This window comes from Amycolatopsis dongchuanensis (assembly GCF_039542405.1).
Taxonomy (GTDB): Bacteria; Actinomycetota; Actinomycetes; order Mycobacteriales; family Pseudonocardiaceae; genus Amycolatopsis_E; species Amycolatopsis_E sacchari.
This window is the reverse complement of record NZ_BAABIB010000054.1, coordinates 51,014-65,704: the sequence shown is the minus strand read 5'-3', so window position 1 is coordinate 65,704 and position 14,691 is coordinate 51,014. Positions and strand designations below refer to the sequence as shown.

General features: G+C 72.2%; 18 protein-coding genes. 3 read left to right on the top strand and 15 right to left on the bottom strand.

Annotated features, from left to right (window positions below; translation table 11 throughout):
* Positions 1–40: 40 nt before the first annotated feature.
* Positions 41–1,423 (top strand): FAD-dependent monooxygenase, encoded by a 1,383-nt coding sequence (locus tag ABFX51_RS11345; protein ID WP_346053694.1) that lies wholly within the window; start codon positions 41–43, stop codon positions 1,421–1,423.
* Here ABFX51_RS11345 and ABFX51_RS11340 read toward each other — a convergent pair.
* From ABFX51_RS11340 to ABFX51_RS11290, 11 genes are all read right to left on the bottom strand, one after another.
* Positions 1,420–1,560 carry a hypothetical protein gene (locus tag ABFX51_RS11340; protein WP_177228989.1) on the bottom strand — a complete coding sequence of 47 codons (141 nt, stop codon included), beginning with the start codon at positions 1,558–1,560 and terminating at the stop codon, positions 1,420–1,422. The genes ABFX51_RS11345 and ABFX51_RS11340 overlap by 4 nt on opposite strands.
* 256 nt (positions 1,561–1,816) lie before the next feature.
* Positions 1,817–2,716, bottom strand: coding sequence for a prolipoprotein diacylglyceryl transferase (gene lgt / locus ABFX51_RS11335; RefSeq protein WP_091516198.1), 900 nt, complete (start codon positions 2,714–2,716; stop codon positions 1,817–1,819).
* A gap of 63 nt (positions 2,717–2,779) precedes the next feature.
* Positions 2,780–2,950, bottom strand: a complete 171-nt coding sequence (locus ABFX51_RS11330) for a hypothetical protein (protein ID WP_177228988.1) — start codon at positions 2,948–2,950, stop codon at positions 2,780–2,782.
* Between the two features lie 12 nt (positions 2,951–2,962).
* Positions 2,963–3,610: an MOSC domain-containing protein gene (locus tag ABFX51_RS11325; protein ID WP_346053693.1), complete on the bottom strand. Its 648-nt coding sequence runs from the start codon at positions 3,608–3,610 to the stop codon at positions 2,963–2,965.
* Positions 3,607–4,086, bottom strand: a complete 480-nt coding sequence (locus tag ABFX51_RS11320) for a DUF3291 domain-containing protein (protein WP_346053692.1) — start codon at positions 4,084–4,086, stop codon at positions 3,607–3,609. The genes ABFX51_RS11325 and ABFX51_RS11320 overlap by 4 nt, the downstream gene beginning before the upstream one ends.
* Positions 4,087–4,132: 46 nt before the next feature.
* Positions 4,133–4,918: a tryptophan synthase subunit alpha gene (trpA, locus tag ABFX51_RS11315; RefSeq protein WP_346053691.1), complete on the bottom strand. Its 786-nt coding sequence runs from the start codon at positions 4,916–4,918 to the stop codon at positions 4,133–4,135.
* Positions 4,915–6,201 carry a tryptophan synthase subunit beta gene (gene trpB, locus ABFX51_RS11310; protein ID WP_428832466.1) on the bottom strand — a complete coding sequence of 429 codons (1,287 nt, stop codon included), beginning with the start codon at positions 6,199–6,201 and terminating at the stop codon, positions 4,915–4,917. Before trpB ends, trpA begins: the two co-directional genes overlap by 4 nt.
* Complete coding sequence (trpC, locus tag ABFX51_RS11305; protein ID WP_091516163.1) at positions 6,180–6,989, bottom strand: indole-3-glycerol phosphate synthase TrpC; 810 nt, start codon at positions 6,987–6,989, stop codon at positions 6,180–6,182. Before trpC ends, trpB begins: the two co-directional genes overlap by 22 nt.
* A gap of 116 nt (positions 6,990–7,105) precedes the next feature.
* Positions 7,106–7,651 carry a Trp biosynthesis-associated membrane protein gene (locus ABFX51_RS11300; RefSeq protein WP_346053689.1) on the bottom strand — a complete coding sequence of 182 codons (546 nt, stop codon included), beginning with the start codon at positions 7,649–7,651 and terminating at the stop codon, positions 7,106–7,108.
* A complete protein-coding gene (locus tag ABFX51_RS11295) occupies positions 7,629–9,200 on the bottom strand; it encodes an anthranilate synthase component I (RefSeq protein WP_346053688.1) in 1,572 nt (523 codons plus the stop codon). Before ABFX51_RS11295 ends, ABFX51_RS11300 begins: the two co-directional genes overlap by 23 nt.
* A 105-nt stretch (positions 9,201–9,305) precedes the next feature.
* Positions 9,306–10,805 carry a DUF11 domain-containing protein gene (locus ABFX51_RS11290; RefSeq protein WP_346053687.1) on the bottom strand — a complete coding sequence of 500 codons (1,500 nt, stop codon included), beginning with the start codon at positions 10,803–10,805 and terminating at the stop codon, positions 9,306–9,308.
* 243 nt (positions 10,806–11,048) lie between these two features.
* Here ABFX51_RS11290 and ABFX51_RS11285 point away from each other — a divergent pair, with 243 nt between their 5' ends.
* On the top strand, positions 11,049–11,678 hold the full coding sequence (locus ABFX51_RS11285; protein ID WP_091516156.1) for a TetR/AcrR family transcriptional regulator: 630 nt from the start codon (positions 11,049–11,051) through the stop codon (positions 11,676–11,678).
* Position 11,679: 1 nt separating this feature from the next.
* On the opposite strand, the gene ABFX51_RS11280 is transcribed toward ABFX51_RS11285, so the two are convergent.
* From ABFX51_RS11280 to hisF, 4 genes are all read right to left on the bottom strand, one after another.
* Positions 11,680–11,979, bottom strand: a complete 300-nt coding sequence (locus ABFX51_RS11280; RefSeq protein ID WP_143250010.1) for a hypothetical protein — start codon at positions 11,977–11,979, stop codon at positions 11,680–11,682.
* 135 nt (positions 11,980–12,114) lie between these two features.
* The gene (gene hisI, locus ABFX51_RS11275; protein ID WP_091516150.1) at positions 12,115–12,471 is read right to left on the bottom strand and encodes a phosphoribosyl-AMP cyclohydrolase; all 357 of its coding nucleotides are present in this window, start codon (positions 12,469–12,471) and stop codon (positions 12,115–12,117) included.
* A complete protein-coding gene (locus ABFX51_RS11270; protein WP_091516148.1) occupies positions 12,468–12,833 on the bottom strand; it encodes a hypothetical protein in 366 nt (121 codons plus the stop codon). Before ABFX51_RS11270 ends, hisI begins: the two co-directional genes overlap by 4 nt.
* Positions 12,830–13,603, bottom strand: coding sequence for an imidazole glycerol phosphate synthase subunit HisF (hisF, locus tag ABFX51_RS11265; RefSeq protein ID WP_091516146.1), 774 nt, complete (start codon positions 13,601–13,603; stop codon positions 12,830–12,832). Before hisF ends, ABFX51_RS11270 begins: the two co-directional genes overlap by 4 nt.
* Before the next feature lie 270 nt (positions 13,604–13,873).
* Between hisF and ABFX51_RS11260 the strand changes: the two genes are divergently transcribed.
* Positions 13,874–14,683 (top strand): DMT family protein, encoded by an 810-nt coding sequence (locus ABFX51_RS11260; RefSeq protein WP_091516143.1) that lies wholly within the window; start codon positions 13,874–13,876, stop codon positions 14,681–14,683.
* Positions 14,684–14,691: the final 8 nt, after the last annotated feature.

Sequence of the window (14,691 nt, the reverse complement as noted above, 5' to 3'; positions counted from 1 at the left end):
TTCAGGGCAGCGTAGCATTTAACAAGTTAAGGAGGACCTCGTGGACGCTGACGTGCTGGTCGTCGGGGCGGGGCCGGTGGGCCTCTGCCTCGCCGCGGAACTCGCCCTCGGCGGGGTGCGGGCGCTCGTGCTGGAGCGGTTGCCCGAACCCAGCGGGGAGCCGAAGGCACGCGGCATCGGCGTGCTCGCCACCGAAGCGCTGCGGCGCCGGGGCCTCGGCCCCCAGCTCGACGCGGCGCACGAGGACGGCGTGCGGGACTTCGCCCGCGACCACGGCAGCCACCTCGGGCACTTCGCGAACATCCACAAGCTCGTGCCGGATCCCGGCAGGCGCGGCACCTACATCTGGCAACCCCAGCTCGAACGGCTGCTCGCCGACCACGCCGGACGCCTCGGGGTGCGGGTCCTGCGCGGGCACGAGGTGGACGCGCTCGAGTCCACTGTGGACTCGGTGACGGTGGTGGCGGGCGGCCGGCGGTGGCGTGCGCCGTGGCTCGCCGGGTGCGACGGCGGGCGCAGCACGGTCCGCAAGCTGGCCGGGTTCGGTTTTCCCGGCACCCCGGCGCTGCTCCGGATGATCGCGGGGCGGGTGCGGTTCGCCGGAGAAGTCCCCGCGCCTGGCCGGTATCCCCGTGGCACCTTCCTGCACGGCCACGGCATGGCCGGGGTGCAGGAGCCCGCACGGGACTCCGAGCCGGAAGGCCCCGTCACGCCCGGCGAGCTGGCCGAAGCGATCGAGCGCGTGACAGGCCGGTCCGTGGTCGTCGAGGAGGTTTCCGAGAGCCGCCGGTTCGGGGACCAGGCGCGCCAGGCCGACACCTACCGCCGCGGCCGGGTGTTCCTGGCGGGCGACGCGGCGCACGTGCACTCACCGAGCGGCGGGCAGGGGCTGAACCTCGGGCTGCTGGACGCGGTGAACCTCGGCTGGAAGCTGGCCGCCGTGATCCGCGGTGACGTCCCAGAGGCGCTGCTGGACACCTACTCGCGGGAACGGCATCCGGCGGGCGAAGCCGTCCTGCGCAACACGCGGGCGCAGTCGGCGCTGCTGGCGCCGGGCCCGCACGTCGACGCGCTCCGCGAGATCGTCGCGGACCTGATAGACCTCCCCGAGGTGAACCGGTACTTCGCCGACCTGCTGTCCGGGGTGAACCTGCGTTACCCGTTCCCCTACCCCGCGGCCGAGCCGGTCGGACAGCACTGCGCCGACCTCGAACTCGTCGGCGTCGACGGCGCTGTGTCACATCTGTACGAGCACATGACGACGGGCCGAGGCCTGCTGCTCACGCCGTCCGCTCCCGTGACAGACCGGGTGGACGCACTCGACGTGACGACCCCCGGCCCGCTGCTGCTGCGCCCCGACGGCGTCATCGCCTGGGCCGGCGGCGAAGCGCTCGACGCCGCCGTGAAGACGTGGTTCGGCTAGTTCACCTTCTCCGGCTCCGGCTTCACCGTCGCGGTCTGCGACGGCGCCGGTTGCCTGCTGCCGCACCGGCGAATCCTGCGGACGCCCGCGGCGTTGCCGATGCTGCCGGTCGTCACGCTGACGCCGGTGCCCGCCACGAGCCGGAGCGCGTGGTCCAGTTCGCCGCAGGCACGAGCCGTTTCCGAAGCGCTCGACGCCGCCGTGAAGACGTGGTTCGGCTAGTTGACCTTCTCCGGCTCCGGCTTCACCGTCGCGGTCTGCGACGGCGGCGGTTGCCTGCTGCCGGTCGTCACGCTGACACTGGTGCCCGCCACGAGCCGGGGCGCGTGGTCCAGTTCGCCGCGGGCACGGCCGTTTCCGCCGCTCCAGGCTGTCGTGCCCGGCGTGGTTCGGCTAGTTCACCTTCTCCGGCTCCGGCTTCACCGTGGCGAGGAGTTCCGGGTCCTCGCGCGGGCCGCGCTTGCGGGCGACCACGAAGTAGATCATCGCGCCGAGGAACACCAGTACCGACGTCCAGACGTTCACCCGCAGGCCGAGGATCTCGTTCGCGTGGTCGGAGCGCAGCAGCTCGATCCAGAACCGGCCGAGGGTGTAGCCCGCGACGTACAGCGCGAACGCCCGCCCGTGCCCCAGCTTCAGCCGCCGGTCCAGCCACACCACGAGCGCGGCCACCGCGAGGTTCCACAGCAGCTCGTAGAGGAACGTCGGCTGCACCGGGCTGTCCGCCAGCGGGATGTGCCCGAAGGCCACCCCGTCGGGACCCTGGTCGGGGATCGCCGGGTTGTCCGGGTCGAAGCGCTGGTAGATCTCCAGACCCCACGGCAGCGACGTGTGCGCGCCGTACAGCTCCTGGTTGAAGTAGTTGCCGAGGCGCCCGATGGCCTGCGCCGTGACGATCCCGGGTGCGATCGCGTCGGCCATCGCCGGGAGCGGGATCCCCCTGCGGCGGCAGGCGATCCACGCCCCGACACCGCCCAGTGCGATGGCGCCCCAGATGCCGAGGCCGCCGTCCCAGATGTAGAGCGCCTTCACCGGGTCCTTGCCGGGCCCGAAGTACAGCTCCGCGTCGGTGATGACGTGGTACAGCCGCCCGCCGATGATGCCGAACGGCACGGCGAACACCGCGATGTCCACGACCGTGCCCTTGGTGCCGCCGCGCTCCTGCCAGCGGCGCTCACCCCACCAGATGGCGAGGATGATGCCCAGGATGATGAACAGGGCGTAGGCGCGGATCGGGATCGGTCCGAGGTACCAGACGCCCCGGTCCGGGCTGGGGATCGTCGCGAGGAACACCGTGTGCACGGGGCCACCGTAGCCTGCCCGGGTCACAGAACGGCGTGAAGCCCGGCGGTCCGGTCAGTCGGCAGGGCGGTTGAGGAACGCCGACGCGACCGCGAGGACACACCCGACCCCGAAGATGGCCGTCAGCCACCACGGACCGCCGCGCCACAGGTTCCAGCCGCCGGCCAGGAGCATCAGCACGGCCAGTACCAGGTTGCGCAACTGGAGGGGTGACGGTTTGGCCATGCCGCCAGCTTTTCACGCCCCGCCCGGCCGGCCTCCGGCGGCCTTGCGCGCCCTGCGCAGCTCCGGCCCCGGCAACGCCTCCGCGACCACCAGCTCCGGCAGCAACTCCGGCTCCCGCAGCAGCGCGCGGAACGCGAACCCCACCGTCACGTCGTGCGCGGGCCGCGAGACGACCGTCACCGGATCGCCCGCCCGGATCTCCCCCGGCTCGATCACCCGGAGGTACGCGCCCGGCTTCCCGTGCAGCGTGAACCGCTTGACCCACTGCTTCTCGCCCAGCCACTTCGCGAACACGCGGCAGGCGGTGCGCGGCGCGGAAACCTCCAGCACCACGTCGTCGCCGATCCGCCAGCGTTCGCCGATCTTCGCGCCCGTCACGTCGAGACCGGCCGTGGTCAGGTTCTCCCCGAACATCCCCGGCGTCAGCGTCCGCCCCAGCTGGGCGGCCCACTCGTCGAGATCCTCGCGCGCGTACGCGTACACCGCCTGGTCGTCGCCGCCGTGGTACCGCAGGTCCTTGATCACGTCGCCCGCCAGCCCGCTGCCCCCGGTGCCCAGCGGCCCCGGCGCGGACACCCGGACCGGCTCCGTCACCGGGCGCTTGTCGATACCGGTGTCGGAGCCGTCGCCCGACACGTTCACCGAGACGACGCGGCTCACGCCGGACACCGCCAGCCGGGGGCCGGGGCGTCGGACTCCGGCGAGAACGTGACCTTCAACGTGAACGCATGCGGCGTCGGGCCGTGCTCCCGCAGGTGCCGGATCCGCTCCTCGGCTTCCGCCGTCCCCGGCCGGTGCCCGTCGGGCACCCACCACAACGCGGTGTACGCCTCCCGCATCCGCTCGAACCACTCGCGCCGACGCCGCAACAGCTCGCGGTGCTGCCCGGAGTACGTGAACGCGGCCAGGTCCTCGACCGAACGCCACACGGACATGTTGACGATGATCTCCGGCCCGTCGTCCTCGAACGCGCGCACCGCCGTGGCGTTGCCGTCCTCGGTCTGCAGCCGCCACACGAAACCCGGTGCGGCGTCGGCGATCGCGTTCACCGGGTCCAGCGCGGCGACGAAGTCGGCCAGCTGCGGATCGGTCAGCGGGGCCTTGAGCCGGGCGATGTTGACCTGCGCGAGTTCCATGCGATCACTCTGCCCGCGACGGCCCGCGCCCGGCCACGGATTTTCTTCAGGCCGCGACCGGCTGCCGCACGCCCTCCGCCAGCTCGGCGCTCAGCGCCCGCACGGCCTCGGCACCCTCGGCGGCCTTCGTCACCAGCGCCGAGCCGACGATCACCGCGTCCGCGAACCCGGCGACCTCCGCCGCCTGCTCACGGGACCGCACGCCGAGGCCGACGCCGATCGGCAGGTCCGTGTGCGCCCGCGCGCGCCGCACCAGCTCCGCGGCACCCGCGCCGACCTGGTCCCGCGCCCCGGTCACGCCCATGACGGCCGTGGCGTACAGGAAGCCCGAGGCCGCCCGCGCGGTCAGGTCGAGCCGCTCCTCCGAGGACGAAGGCGCGACCAGGAAGATCCGGTCCAGGCCGTGCTCCTCCGACGCGGCCATCCACTCGGCGGCCTCGTCCGGGATCAGGTCCGGCGTGATCATGCCCAGCCCGCCCGCGGACGCCAGGTCCCGCGCGAAGCGGTCGACGCCGTAGCGGTGCACCGGGTTCCAGTACGTCATCACGACGGCCCGGCCGCCGCGCGCCGACACCGACTCGACGACCTCGAACAGCTGCTTGAGCCGGAACCCCTGCTTGAGCGCGGTGTCCGCGGCGAGCTGGATCGTCGGCCCGTCCATCACCGGGTCCGAGTACGGCATGCCGACCTCGACGAGGTCCGCACCACCGTCGATCATCGCGGCGAGCAGGTCCTTCGAGCCCTCGACGCTCGGGTAGCCGGCGGGCAGGTAGCCGACCAGCGCCGCCCTGCCCTCGCTCCGCGTCTGGGCGAACATCTCCTTGAGCGTCATTTCCCGTCCGCCCGCCCGTCGCCCGCCGCCACCCCAGCGGAGGCGCTCTGCGCCGCTGTGTCCACTAAGCCAAACCACTTCGCGGCGGTGTCCATGTCCTTGTCACCGCGCCCGGACAGGTTGACCAGGATCAGCGCCTCGCGGCCCAGCTCCTTGCCCAGCTGCATGGCACCCGCCAGCGCGTGCGCCGACTCGATCGCCGGGATGATGCCCTCCGTCCGCGACAGCAGCCGGAGCGCCTCCATCGCCTCCGCGTCCGTGATCGGGCGGTACTCGGCACGCCCGGTGTCCTTGAGCCACGAGTGCTCGGGACCGACGCCCGGGTAGTCCAGCCCGGCCGAGATGGAGTGCGACTCCATCGTCTGGCCGTCCTCGTCCTGCAGCAGGTACGTCATCGCGCCGTGCAGGTTGCCGGGCGTGCCCTTGGTCAGCGTCGCGCCGTGGCGACCGGTCTCGACGCCCTCCCCGCCCGGCTCCAGGCCGACGAGCCGGACGTCCGGGTCGTCGATGAAGCCGTGGAAGATGCCGATGGCGTTGGAACCACCGCCGACGCACGCGGCGACGGCGTCGGGCAGCCTGCCGGTCTGCTCCAGGATCTGCGCGCGGGCTTCCTCGCCGATGACCTTGTGGAAGTTCCGGACCATCGTCGGGAAGGGGTACGGCCCGGCGGCGGTGCCGAACAGGTAGTGCGTGGTGTCGGCGTTGGTGACCCAGTCACGCAGCGCTTCGTTGATCGCGTCCTTCAGGGTGCGCGAACCCGTCTTGACCGGGACGACCTCGGCGCCGAGCAGCCGCATGCGCGCCACGTTCAGCGCCTGCCGCTCGGTGTCCACCTCGCCCATGTAGACCACGCACTCGAGGTCCAGCAGCGCGCACGCGGTCGCGGTGGCGACGCCGTGCTGGCCGGCCCCGGTCTCGGCGATGACGCGCTTCTTGCCCATCCGCTTGGTGAGCAGCGCCTGGCCCAGCACGTTGTTGATCTTGTGGGAGCCGGTGTGGTTGAGGTCCTCGCGCTTGAGGAAGATCCGCGCGCCGCCGGCGTGCTCGCCGAAGCGCGGGGCCTCGGTCAGCAGCGACGGGCGGCCGGCGTAGTCCCGCAGGAGCCGGTTGAACTCGTTGACGAAGTCGGGGTCGGTGCGGGCCTTGTCGTACTCGGCGGCCACCTCGTCGACGACGCCGATCAGCGCCTCCGGCATGAACCGCCCGCCGTACGGGCCGTAGTAGCCGCGCTCGTCGGGGTCGTGCTCGTTGTGCGCCTCGCTCATCGGCTCGGCCTCGGGCAGGCCGGGTGCGAACCGGCGGTGACGAGCTTGACCAGCGCGCCCTTCGGGTCACCCGAGGCGACGAGCCCCTCGCCGACCAGGACGGCGTCGGCGCCGTGGCCCGCGTACGCCATCAGGTCACCGGGGCCGCGGACGCCGGACTCCGCGACCTTCGTCACGTCGAACGGCAGCCCCGGCGCGAGCCTGCCGAACACGTCGCGGTCCACCTCGAGGGTGTGCAGGTTGCGGGCGTTGATGCCGATGACCTGCGCCCCGGCCTCCAGCGCGCGGTCGGCCTCCTCGGCGTTGTGCACCTCGACGAGCGCGGCCATGCCGAGCGACTCGACGCGGTCCAGCAGCGAGACCAGTGCGTTCTGCTCCAGCGCCGCCACGATCAGCAGCACCATGTCCGCGCCGTGCGCGCGGGCCTCGTGCACCTGGTACGGGCTGACGATGAAGTCCTTGCGCAGCACCGGAACGTCAACGGCCTTGCGCACCGCGTCGAGGTCGGCGAGGGAGCCGCCGAACCGCCGCTGCTCGGTGAGCACGCTGATGACGCGGGCGCCCGCCTCTTCGTAGTCCTTCGCGAGTGCCGCCGGATCGGCGATCTGGGCCAGCTCACCCTTGGACGGGCTGCGGCGCTTGACCTCCGCGATCACGCCGATCGACGACTCGCGCAGCGCACCGGCGGCGTCCCGCGGCGGGGCGGCCTTGGCGGCGAGCACCTTCAACTCGTCGAACGGCAGTGCCTTCTCGCGCTCGGCGAGATCGGCGCGGACACCGGCGATGATTTCTTCGAGAACGCTCACCGGGTGCCCCCGTTCCCAGGCGCATCCAGGTTTTCACTCGAAAGCTGGCTCACAAACACCTTCCCCTTCCCGCAGAAAAGATGCTAACCCGCGCACAGTCACGGGCCGGTTCCGGGTCAACGGTCAGTCGGGTCTTCGCCTTCGGAGAGCGCCTCCCACAGTTCCGTGTCGGGGTCACGGGCGGTCTTCTTCACGCTGGGTGCCGCGTAGCGTGCGCCCAGTCGCGGCATGGAGCCCGCCTTCCTGGTGGCGATCAACCCGCCGAGGAGCACGAGAATTCCCCCCAGCAACGCGAGTCCGCGTCCGGTGAAGATCTGCCATCCGGGTGTCCCGGCGGGGAAACCGCCGAACGAGAGCCCGTCGACGGCGAGCCAGCAGGCCCACAGCCCGGCCAGTGCGAGCAGGACGCCGAGGACCCGGCGGGGCCAGCCGCCGGTCGCCACCGCGCCCGCCACCCCGGCGACCGCGAGCACGGCCAGCGGCACCAGCGCGCCCTGGACCTGCGCCCCGGTGTGGGTTTCCAGCACGACGCCGCGGACGCCGCGGTCGTGCTGCTCCGCCGACCAGACCAGGCGCGAAGCACCCCACAGCGCCGCCGCCCCGAGCAGGAGCAGCACCGCGAGTGTCCACAGTGGACGCTTACTGGGCGTTGGCTGCGTCATCGGCCGGGTCCAGCGCCCTGGCGGGGGCCATGGTCTGCGCGGCGGCGACCGCGGAGAGCACGGTGCGCGCCTTGTTCAGCGACTCGTTGTCCTCGTAGTCGGCCACCGAGTCGGCCACGACACCGCCGCCTGCCTGCACGTACGCCACGTTGTCGCGCACCAGCGCGGTGCGGATCGCGATCGCCGTGTCGGCGTCCCCGGCGAAGTCGAGGTAGCCGACGACGCCGCCGTAGAGCCCGCGGCGGACCGGCTCCAGCTCCTCGATCAGCTCCATCGCGCGCACCTTCGGCGCGCCGGAGAGCGTGCCCGCGGGGAAGCAGGCCGTCACGGCGTCGAAGGCCGTGCGGTCGTCCCGCAGCTCGCCGGTGACGGTGGACACGATGTGCATCACGTGGCTGTAGCGCTCGATGGTGAAGAAGTCGACCACGCGGACCGTGCCGGGCTTGCACACCTTGCCGAGGTCGTTGCGGCCCAGGTCGACGAGCATCAGGTGCTCGGCGCGTTCCTTCTCGTCGGCCAGCAGGTCCTTCGCCAGCTGCGCGTCCTCCTCGGGGTCCACCCCGCGCCAGCGCGTGCCGGCGATGGGGTGCGTGGTCGCGCGGCCGTCGCGGACGGTGACGAGGGATTCCGGGCTGGAGCCGACGATGTCGAAGCCCTCCAGCCGCAGGAGGTACATGTACGGGCTGGGGTTGGACGTGCGGAGCACGCGGTAGATGTCGAGCGCGTCGGCCTGTGTGGGGATCTCAAACCGTTGCGAGGGCACGACTTGAAACGCTTCCCCGGCCTTGATCGCCTCGACCGCCGCCTCGACCGCCGCGTGGTAGTCCTCCTTGGTGCGGTGCCGCCGGAACTCCGGCGCGGGCCGCGAGAAGACGGCGGTCGTGGAGGGAGCGGGTTCGCGCAGCTGCTCGGTCATCTCCTGCAGGCGGCGCACGGCGTCGTCGTAGGCCGCGTCCACGCGCTCGGGCGAGTTGTCCCAGTTCACGGCGTTCGCGATGAGCGTGACCGTGCCCTCGTGGTGGTCGAACGCCGCCAGGTCCGTGGCCAGGAGCATGGTCAGCTCGGGGATGTCGAGGTCCTTCTCGGCCAGCTCGGGCAGCTTCTCCAGCCAGCGGACGGCGTCGTAGCCGATGTAGCCGACCATGCCGCCGGTGAGCGGGGGCATGCCGGGCAGTGGTTCGGTGTGCAGTGCGGCGACGGTTTCCCGCAGCACCTGCAGCGGGTTGCCCTCCGTGGGCAGGCCGACGGGCGGGGTGCCCACCCACACGGCCTCGCCGTCGCGCACGGTGAGCGCGGCCGGGCTGCGCACGCCGATGAACGACCACCGCGACCAGGACTCCCCGTTCTCCGCCGACTCGAACAGGAACGTCCCGGGGCGGTCCGCGGCGAGCTTGCGGTACACGCCGACGGGGGTCTCCCCGTCGGCGAGCAGCCGCCGGACGACCGGGATGACCCGGCGGTCCTGGGCGAGCGCGCGGAACTCGTCCCGGGCGGGGCTCACGGCACCGAGCCCGCCGGATGCGGAATTCGCGGAGTGGACAGCGACCATGCGGAAAGCCTAGCCACGGGAAGCGCGCCCTCGGCAGGCAGGCAAGCGGGGGCGCGACGCGGCGGGCGACGCCGGCGAGAGCACCGGCGCCGCCCGCCGGACCGGTCAGTGCCGGTGCGCGGTGCGGCGACGGCGGATCAGGTACCCGCCGCCGGCCAACCCGGCCACGGCCGCGGCCAACCCGGCCGACAGCAGCGGCACGACCTCCGTCAGCACCTCGTTGGAGGTGTCGTTGCCGGTGTCCGGGTCGAGCTCGTTGCCGTGCACGACGGCGGTGTTGTAGACCATCTGCACCGAGCCGTCGACCGTGCCGGTGACGGTGATCGCCGTGTCCGCGCCGGCGGCGAGTGCGCCACCGAGACAGGTGAGGACGCGGTCGGCGTCGTTGACCGAGCAACCCGCGCTGGCGACCCAGGGTCCGGTGACCCCGTCAGGCAGCCGGTCGGTCACCGTCCACCCGGAGGACTCCGTCGTGCTGTTGTTGTGCACGTTGAGGGTGTAGGTCAGCCGGTCGCCCGGGGCCGCCTGGCTCTTGTCGACCGCCTTGGTGATCGCCAGGTCCACCTGCGGCGCCGGCGCGCAGGTCCGGACGGTGACCGGGTCGGTCGCCGTCTGGCCGAACGACGAAGTCGCCGTGGCCGGGTACGTGCCCACCGGGGTGTTCGCCGGGATGTAGACGGGCAGGAAGATCCCCGCGACGGCGCCGACCGGCATGTCGATGGACGTGGTCGGCGTGCACGTGGCGGTCTGCCGGTCGGTCTGCGGCGAGAACGTGCACTTCCACAGGCCGTCGTCGAAGCTCGAGGTGAAGGCACCCGGAACGTTCTCCACCCCGGCGGGCAAGGTGATCGTCACGGTGTCACCCGGATCGACGACGCAGTTGCTCGTCCCCGCGGAGACCTGGAACGCCAGGAGCGCGTAGTCGCCCGCGTACACCGTCGGGCCGGCGGCGGGCGCGAGCACGCAGGACCCGGCCGCCCGCACGGCCGGACCGTCCTGGCGGGTCAGCGTCGCGGTACCGCCACCGCCGTTCGCGGCCGCGCTCCGCAGGACCTCGTTCAGGTCCACCCTCGTCGCCTGGGCGTTGTCGGGACAGATCTTGACGGTGACCGTGTTGGTCACGGTCTGGCCAAAGGAGGAGGTCGCCGTCGTGTCGTACGTTCCGGCGGCGGTGCTCGCCGGAACGAGTACCGGCAGGAAGACCCCGGCGAGCTGGCCCGGCGCCATGTGGAGGGCGACGCTCGGCGTGCACGTGGCCGTCTGCCGCTCGTTCTGGGGCGAGAACGTGCAGTTCCACAGACCGTCGTCGAAGTTGGAGGTGTAAGCGCCGCCGACGGTCTGCACCCCGGCGGGCAGGGTGATGTTCACGGTGTCCCCGGGGGCGACGTCGCAGTCACTGGTCCCGGCGCCGACGGCGAACGTCAGCAGGGTGTAGTCCCCCGCGTACACGCTCGGCGCCGCACCGGGGGACAGCACGCACGAGCCGGTGGCCGCCGTCGCAGTCTGGGCGGCGCCCAGCGCGAACCCGGCTGTCACCCCGCCCGCGAGCAGGGCCGTCACGGCCAGTCCCGCCCACCGTTTCAGGTATTTCCGCACAGATGGCATGACCTGAGTTCCCTTCTGGTCGCGGTGGCGCGGAGGTTCACCGGCCCGCGCACCACGCGCAGGGAGGCACTTCGGGAGGCAGCACCACCTGGCGGGAGGACCAGTGCGGGCCGCCGGGCGTCACGCGGCACCGGTATTTCCCCCGCTGGGCTACCGCGCCCGGGCGCCGGATGACCCGGGCGGACCCGTGGGCACAATTCATCCCACGTCGAATTCCCCTGTGCCGCAGGGCATGATGGAGCGGTGAGCACGGCAGAGCAACCGAACACCGGCAAGCGCCGCGGGCGGCGGCCCGGCGGGCAGGACACCCGCGCGGCGCTGCTCGAGGCCGCGCGGGCGGTGTTCTCCGAGAGCGGCTACGAGGGCGCCACCGTCCGGGCGATCGCGGCGCGGGCCGGGGTCGACGCGGCCATGGTCAACCACTGGTTCGGCGGCAAGGACGCCTTGTTCGCCCAGGCCGTGCTCCAGTTCCCGTTCGACCCCCAGGTGGTCGTCTCGACCCTCGTCGAGGGGGACCTCGACACGCTCGGCGAACGGATCGTCCGGCGGTTCGTCTCCGTGTGGGACTCCTCCGCCGGCGGCGTCTTCCCCGCGCTCGTCCGCAGCCTCGCCGGCCACGACCAGGCCACGATCGGGCTGCGCGACTTCCTCATCGAGAACGTCCTCAGCCGGATCGTCGCCCGGATCGAGGCGGACCACCCCCAGTTGCGCGCCACGCTGTGCGCCTCCCAGCTGATCGGCATCGGCATGGTGCGCTACGTCGCCGGGTTCGAACCGCTCGCCTCGGCCGACGTGGAAACGGTGGTGGCCGCCGTCGCCCCGACCCTGCAGCGTTACCTCACCGGCGACCTCGGTTCCACACGTTCGAATTGACTCACGCGCTCACCTTCTCCGGCATCAGCCCCAGCCGCTGCATGGCGCGCTCCACGTCCCGCACGTGCTCGTTCGCGATGCGCTCCGCCGCCCGGACGGCGAGCTGCGCTGAATCCAGGAACTGCCGCAGATCCGCACCGTCCGTTGTGGACAGCTCACCCGGGTTGTCCATGTCCGCGCGGAGAACCTCCTCCACCGCGGCCTCGACCAGCACGAGGTCGTTCATCGCGTCGTCCAGCTTGCTCACCAACTGCCGCGCCCTGCCGCGCATTTGCCCGTAATAGCACTGCGTATCGCTCATGACCGCACCTTTCCGGAAACGGGGAGATCGTTTTTGGTCCCCCATACATTCCCCGGAGAGGGGCGGGCTTGGCAACGAATCAGACAACGAGATCGGAAGTTCACCCGGAAGATCGAGGCGAACGTCTTTCCGCGGTCAACCGCGGTCGTCGGCCAGGAGCAACCGTTCGTCGGTGTCGAAGCAGGTGCGGGTGTTCGTGTGGCACGCGGGACCGGTCTGGTCCACGCGGACGAGCACCGTGTCACCGTCGCAGTCGAGGCGCACCTCGCGCACGTGCTGCACGTGCCCCGAGGTCTCCCCCTTGACCCACAACTCCTGACGGCTGCGCGAGTAGTACGTCCCGCGGCGGGTGGTCAGCGTTTTCTCCAGCGCCTCGTCGTTCATCCAGGCGACCATCAGCACGTCGGAGGTCGCGTGGTCCACGACGACGGCGCACACCAGGCCGTCCGCGTTGCGCTTGAGCCGGGCGGACAGTGCGGGATCGAGGCTCACGCGGCATCTCCGAGCAGGTGGCGGCGCACGGGGGCGGAGTTCAGCAGGACCCACGCGTAGACGTACCCGGCCGCGAGCAGGCCGGAGAACACCTTGAACCACAGCACCGCGCTCGCGAGCAGCAGGAAAGCGTGCAGCAGCGCCAGCAGCGCGGTGACGGCGAACCCGAAGAACCGCGCGGAGGGCATGCGCAGCACCAGCCCGCCCGCGACGAGCCCGCCGAGCACCACGCTCGCGACCGGCAGCAGCAGCGTGCGCGGCGAGGCTTCGGACGTGGTCACGATGACGATGCCCAGCACCAGGTACGCCAGGCCCAGCCCGAGCAGCAGCCCGACCGTCACCTTCACTTCGAGGCGCTTCACCGGACCTCGACTCCCCCGGCGCGCAGGGATTCCTTGACGTCGCCGATCTTCAACTGTCCGAAGTGGAACACGCTGGCCGCGAGCACGGCGTCGGCCCCGGCGCGCACCGCGGGCAGGAAGTGCTCGACCGCGCCCGCGCCACCGCTCGCGATGACGGGCACGCGGACCACCTTCCGCGTCCGCTCGATCAGCTCCAGGTCGAACCCGTCCTTGGTGCCGTCGGCGTCCATCGAGTTGAGCAGGATCTCGCCGACGCCCAGCTCCTCGCCGCGCGCGGCCCACTCGACCGCGTCGATGCCGGTGCCGCGACGGCCGCCGTGCGTGGTCACCTCGAAACCGGACGGCGTCGGCTCACCGCCTTCGGGCACGCGGCGCGCATCCACGGACAGCACGACGCACTGCGCGCCGAACCGGTGCGACGCCTCACGCAGGAACTCCGGCCGCGCGATGGCCGCCGTGTTGATGCTCACCTTGTCCGCGCCCGCGCGCAGCAGGCGGTCGACGTCCTCGCACGTGCGCACGCCACCGCCGACGGTGAGCGGGATGAACACCTGCTCGGCGGTGCGGCGCACGACGTCGAACGTGGTCTCCCGGTTGCCCGAGGAGGCGGTGACGTCGAGGAAGGTGAGCTCGTCGGCGCCCTCGGCGTCGTACCGGGCGGCCAGCTCCACCGGGTCACCCGCGTCGCGCAGGTCGGCGAAGTTCACGCCCTTCACGACCCGGCCTGCGTCGACGTCCAGGCAGGGGATCACCCTCACGGCTACGGACATATCTCCAGCTTAAGGGGTTCCCCACGGGAGGCTGCCCGCTCGGTCGGCGAACCGTCCCGTCGGCCCGTCCGGTGTACTCCTCGACGGGACCGACCTTCCCGAGGACACCGGTCCTCCAGGCCGCGGAGCGCCGGATCGCCGAACGTGGCCGCGGACAGCGGGTTCCAGTGCAGCAACTCCCAGGTGGCGTCGTAGCGCCGCAGACCCCGAACCCTGCGCACCGGTGCCTGTCGCCGGGCGGTTCCGAGGGCGCGCCGTAGGCTTGCCGGGATGTGGTGGGGATTGCTGTGCGCGGTGCTGGCGGCGGTGGCGTACGGGGTGGCTTCGGTGCTGCAGGCGGTCGCGGCCCGGTCGGTCGCGGTCGGCGAGGGCGGGGTGGATCCGCGGCTGCTGGTGCGGGTGTTCCGGCAGTGGCGTTACGTCGTGGGCACCGCGCTGGACGTGGTCGGGTTCCTCGCGCAGCTGGTCGCGTTGCGGGTGCTGCCCCTGTTCGTCGTGCAGGCCGCGCTCGCGGCGAGCCTGGCGGTGACGGCCGTCGCGGCGATCGCGATCGGCGCCCGGCTGCACGCGCGGGAGTGGGCGGCCGTCGTGGCGGTGTGCGCGGGGCTGGCGCTGCTGGGCGCGTCGGCGCAGAGCGAGGGGTCCGCTCCCGTCGGGCTGGGGTTCCACGTGGCGTTGCTCGTGGCGACGGCCGTGCTGGGCCTGCTCGGGTTCGCGGCGGGACGCGTGCCGTGGACACTCGGGCTGGTCGCCGGGCTGCAGTTCGCCCTCGTCGCGCTGGCCGGGCGGACCATCTCGACGAACAGCGTGGGCGCGTTCTTCGCCGACCCGGCGCTGTACGCGGTGGGCGTGGCGGGCGCGCTGGGGATGCTGTTCTACGCCTCGGCGCTGCAACGGGGCAGCGTGACGACGGCGACGGCACTGATGGTCGTCGGGGAGACGGTGCTGCCGTCGCTCATCGGCGTGCTCGCGCTGGGCGACACGACGCGGCCGGGGTTCGGCTGGCTCGCGGTCGCCGGGTTCGCGGCCGCGGTCGCCGCGGCGCTCGCACTGGCCCGGTTCGGCGAAGTCGGTCCATAGTGGCGGGT

Coding starts and splice junctions, on each gene's coding strand:
- hisF (WP_091516146.1), bottom strand. CDS start 13,603: ATGTCCGTAGCCGTGAGGGTGATCCCCTGCCTGGACGTCGACGCAGGC.
- ABFX51_RS11280 (WP_143250010.1), bottom strand. CDS start 11,979: ATGAGCGATACGCAGTGCTATTACGGGCAAATGCGCGGCAGGGCGCGG.
- ABFX51_RS11330 (WP_177228988.1), bottom strand. CDS start 2,950: ATGGCCAAACCGTCACCCCTCCAGTTGCGCAACCTGGTACTGGCCGTG.
- ABFX51_RS11290 (WP_346053687.1), bottom strand. CDS start 10,805: ATGCCATCTGTGCGGAAATACCTGAAACGGTGGGCGGGACTGGCCGTG.
- ABFX51_RS11300 (WP_346053689.1), bottom strand. CDS start 7,651: ATGACGCAGCCAACGCCCAGTAAGCGTCCACTGTGGACACTCGCGGTG.
- ABFX51_RS11320 (WP_346053692.1), bottom strand. CDS start 4,086: ATGGAACTCGCGCAGGTCAACATCGCCCGGCTCAAGGCCCCGCTGACC.
- ABFX51_RS11260 (WP_091516143.1), top strand. CDS start 13,874: ATGTGGTGGGGATTGCTGTGCGCGGTGCTGGCGGCGGTGGCGTACGGG.
- ABFX51_RS11295 (WP_346053688.1), bottom strand. CDS start 9,200: ATGGTCGCTGTCCACTCCGCGAATTCCGCATCCGGCGGGCTCGGTGCC.
- trpA (WP_346053691.1), bottom strand. CDS start 4,918: ATGACGCTCAAGGAGATGTTCGCCCAGACGCGGAGCGAGGGCAGGGCG.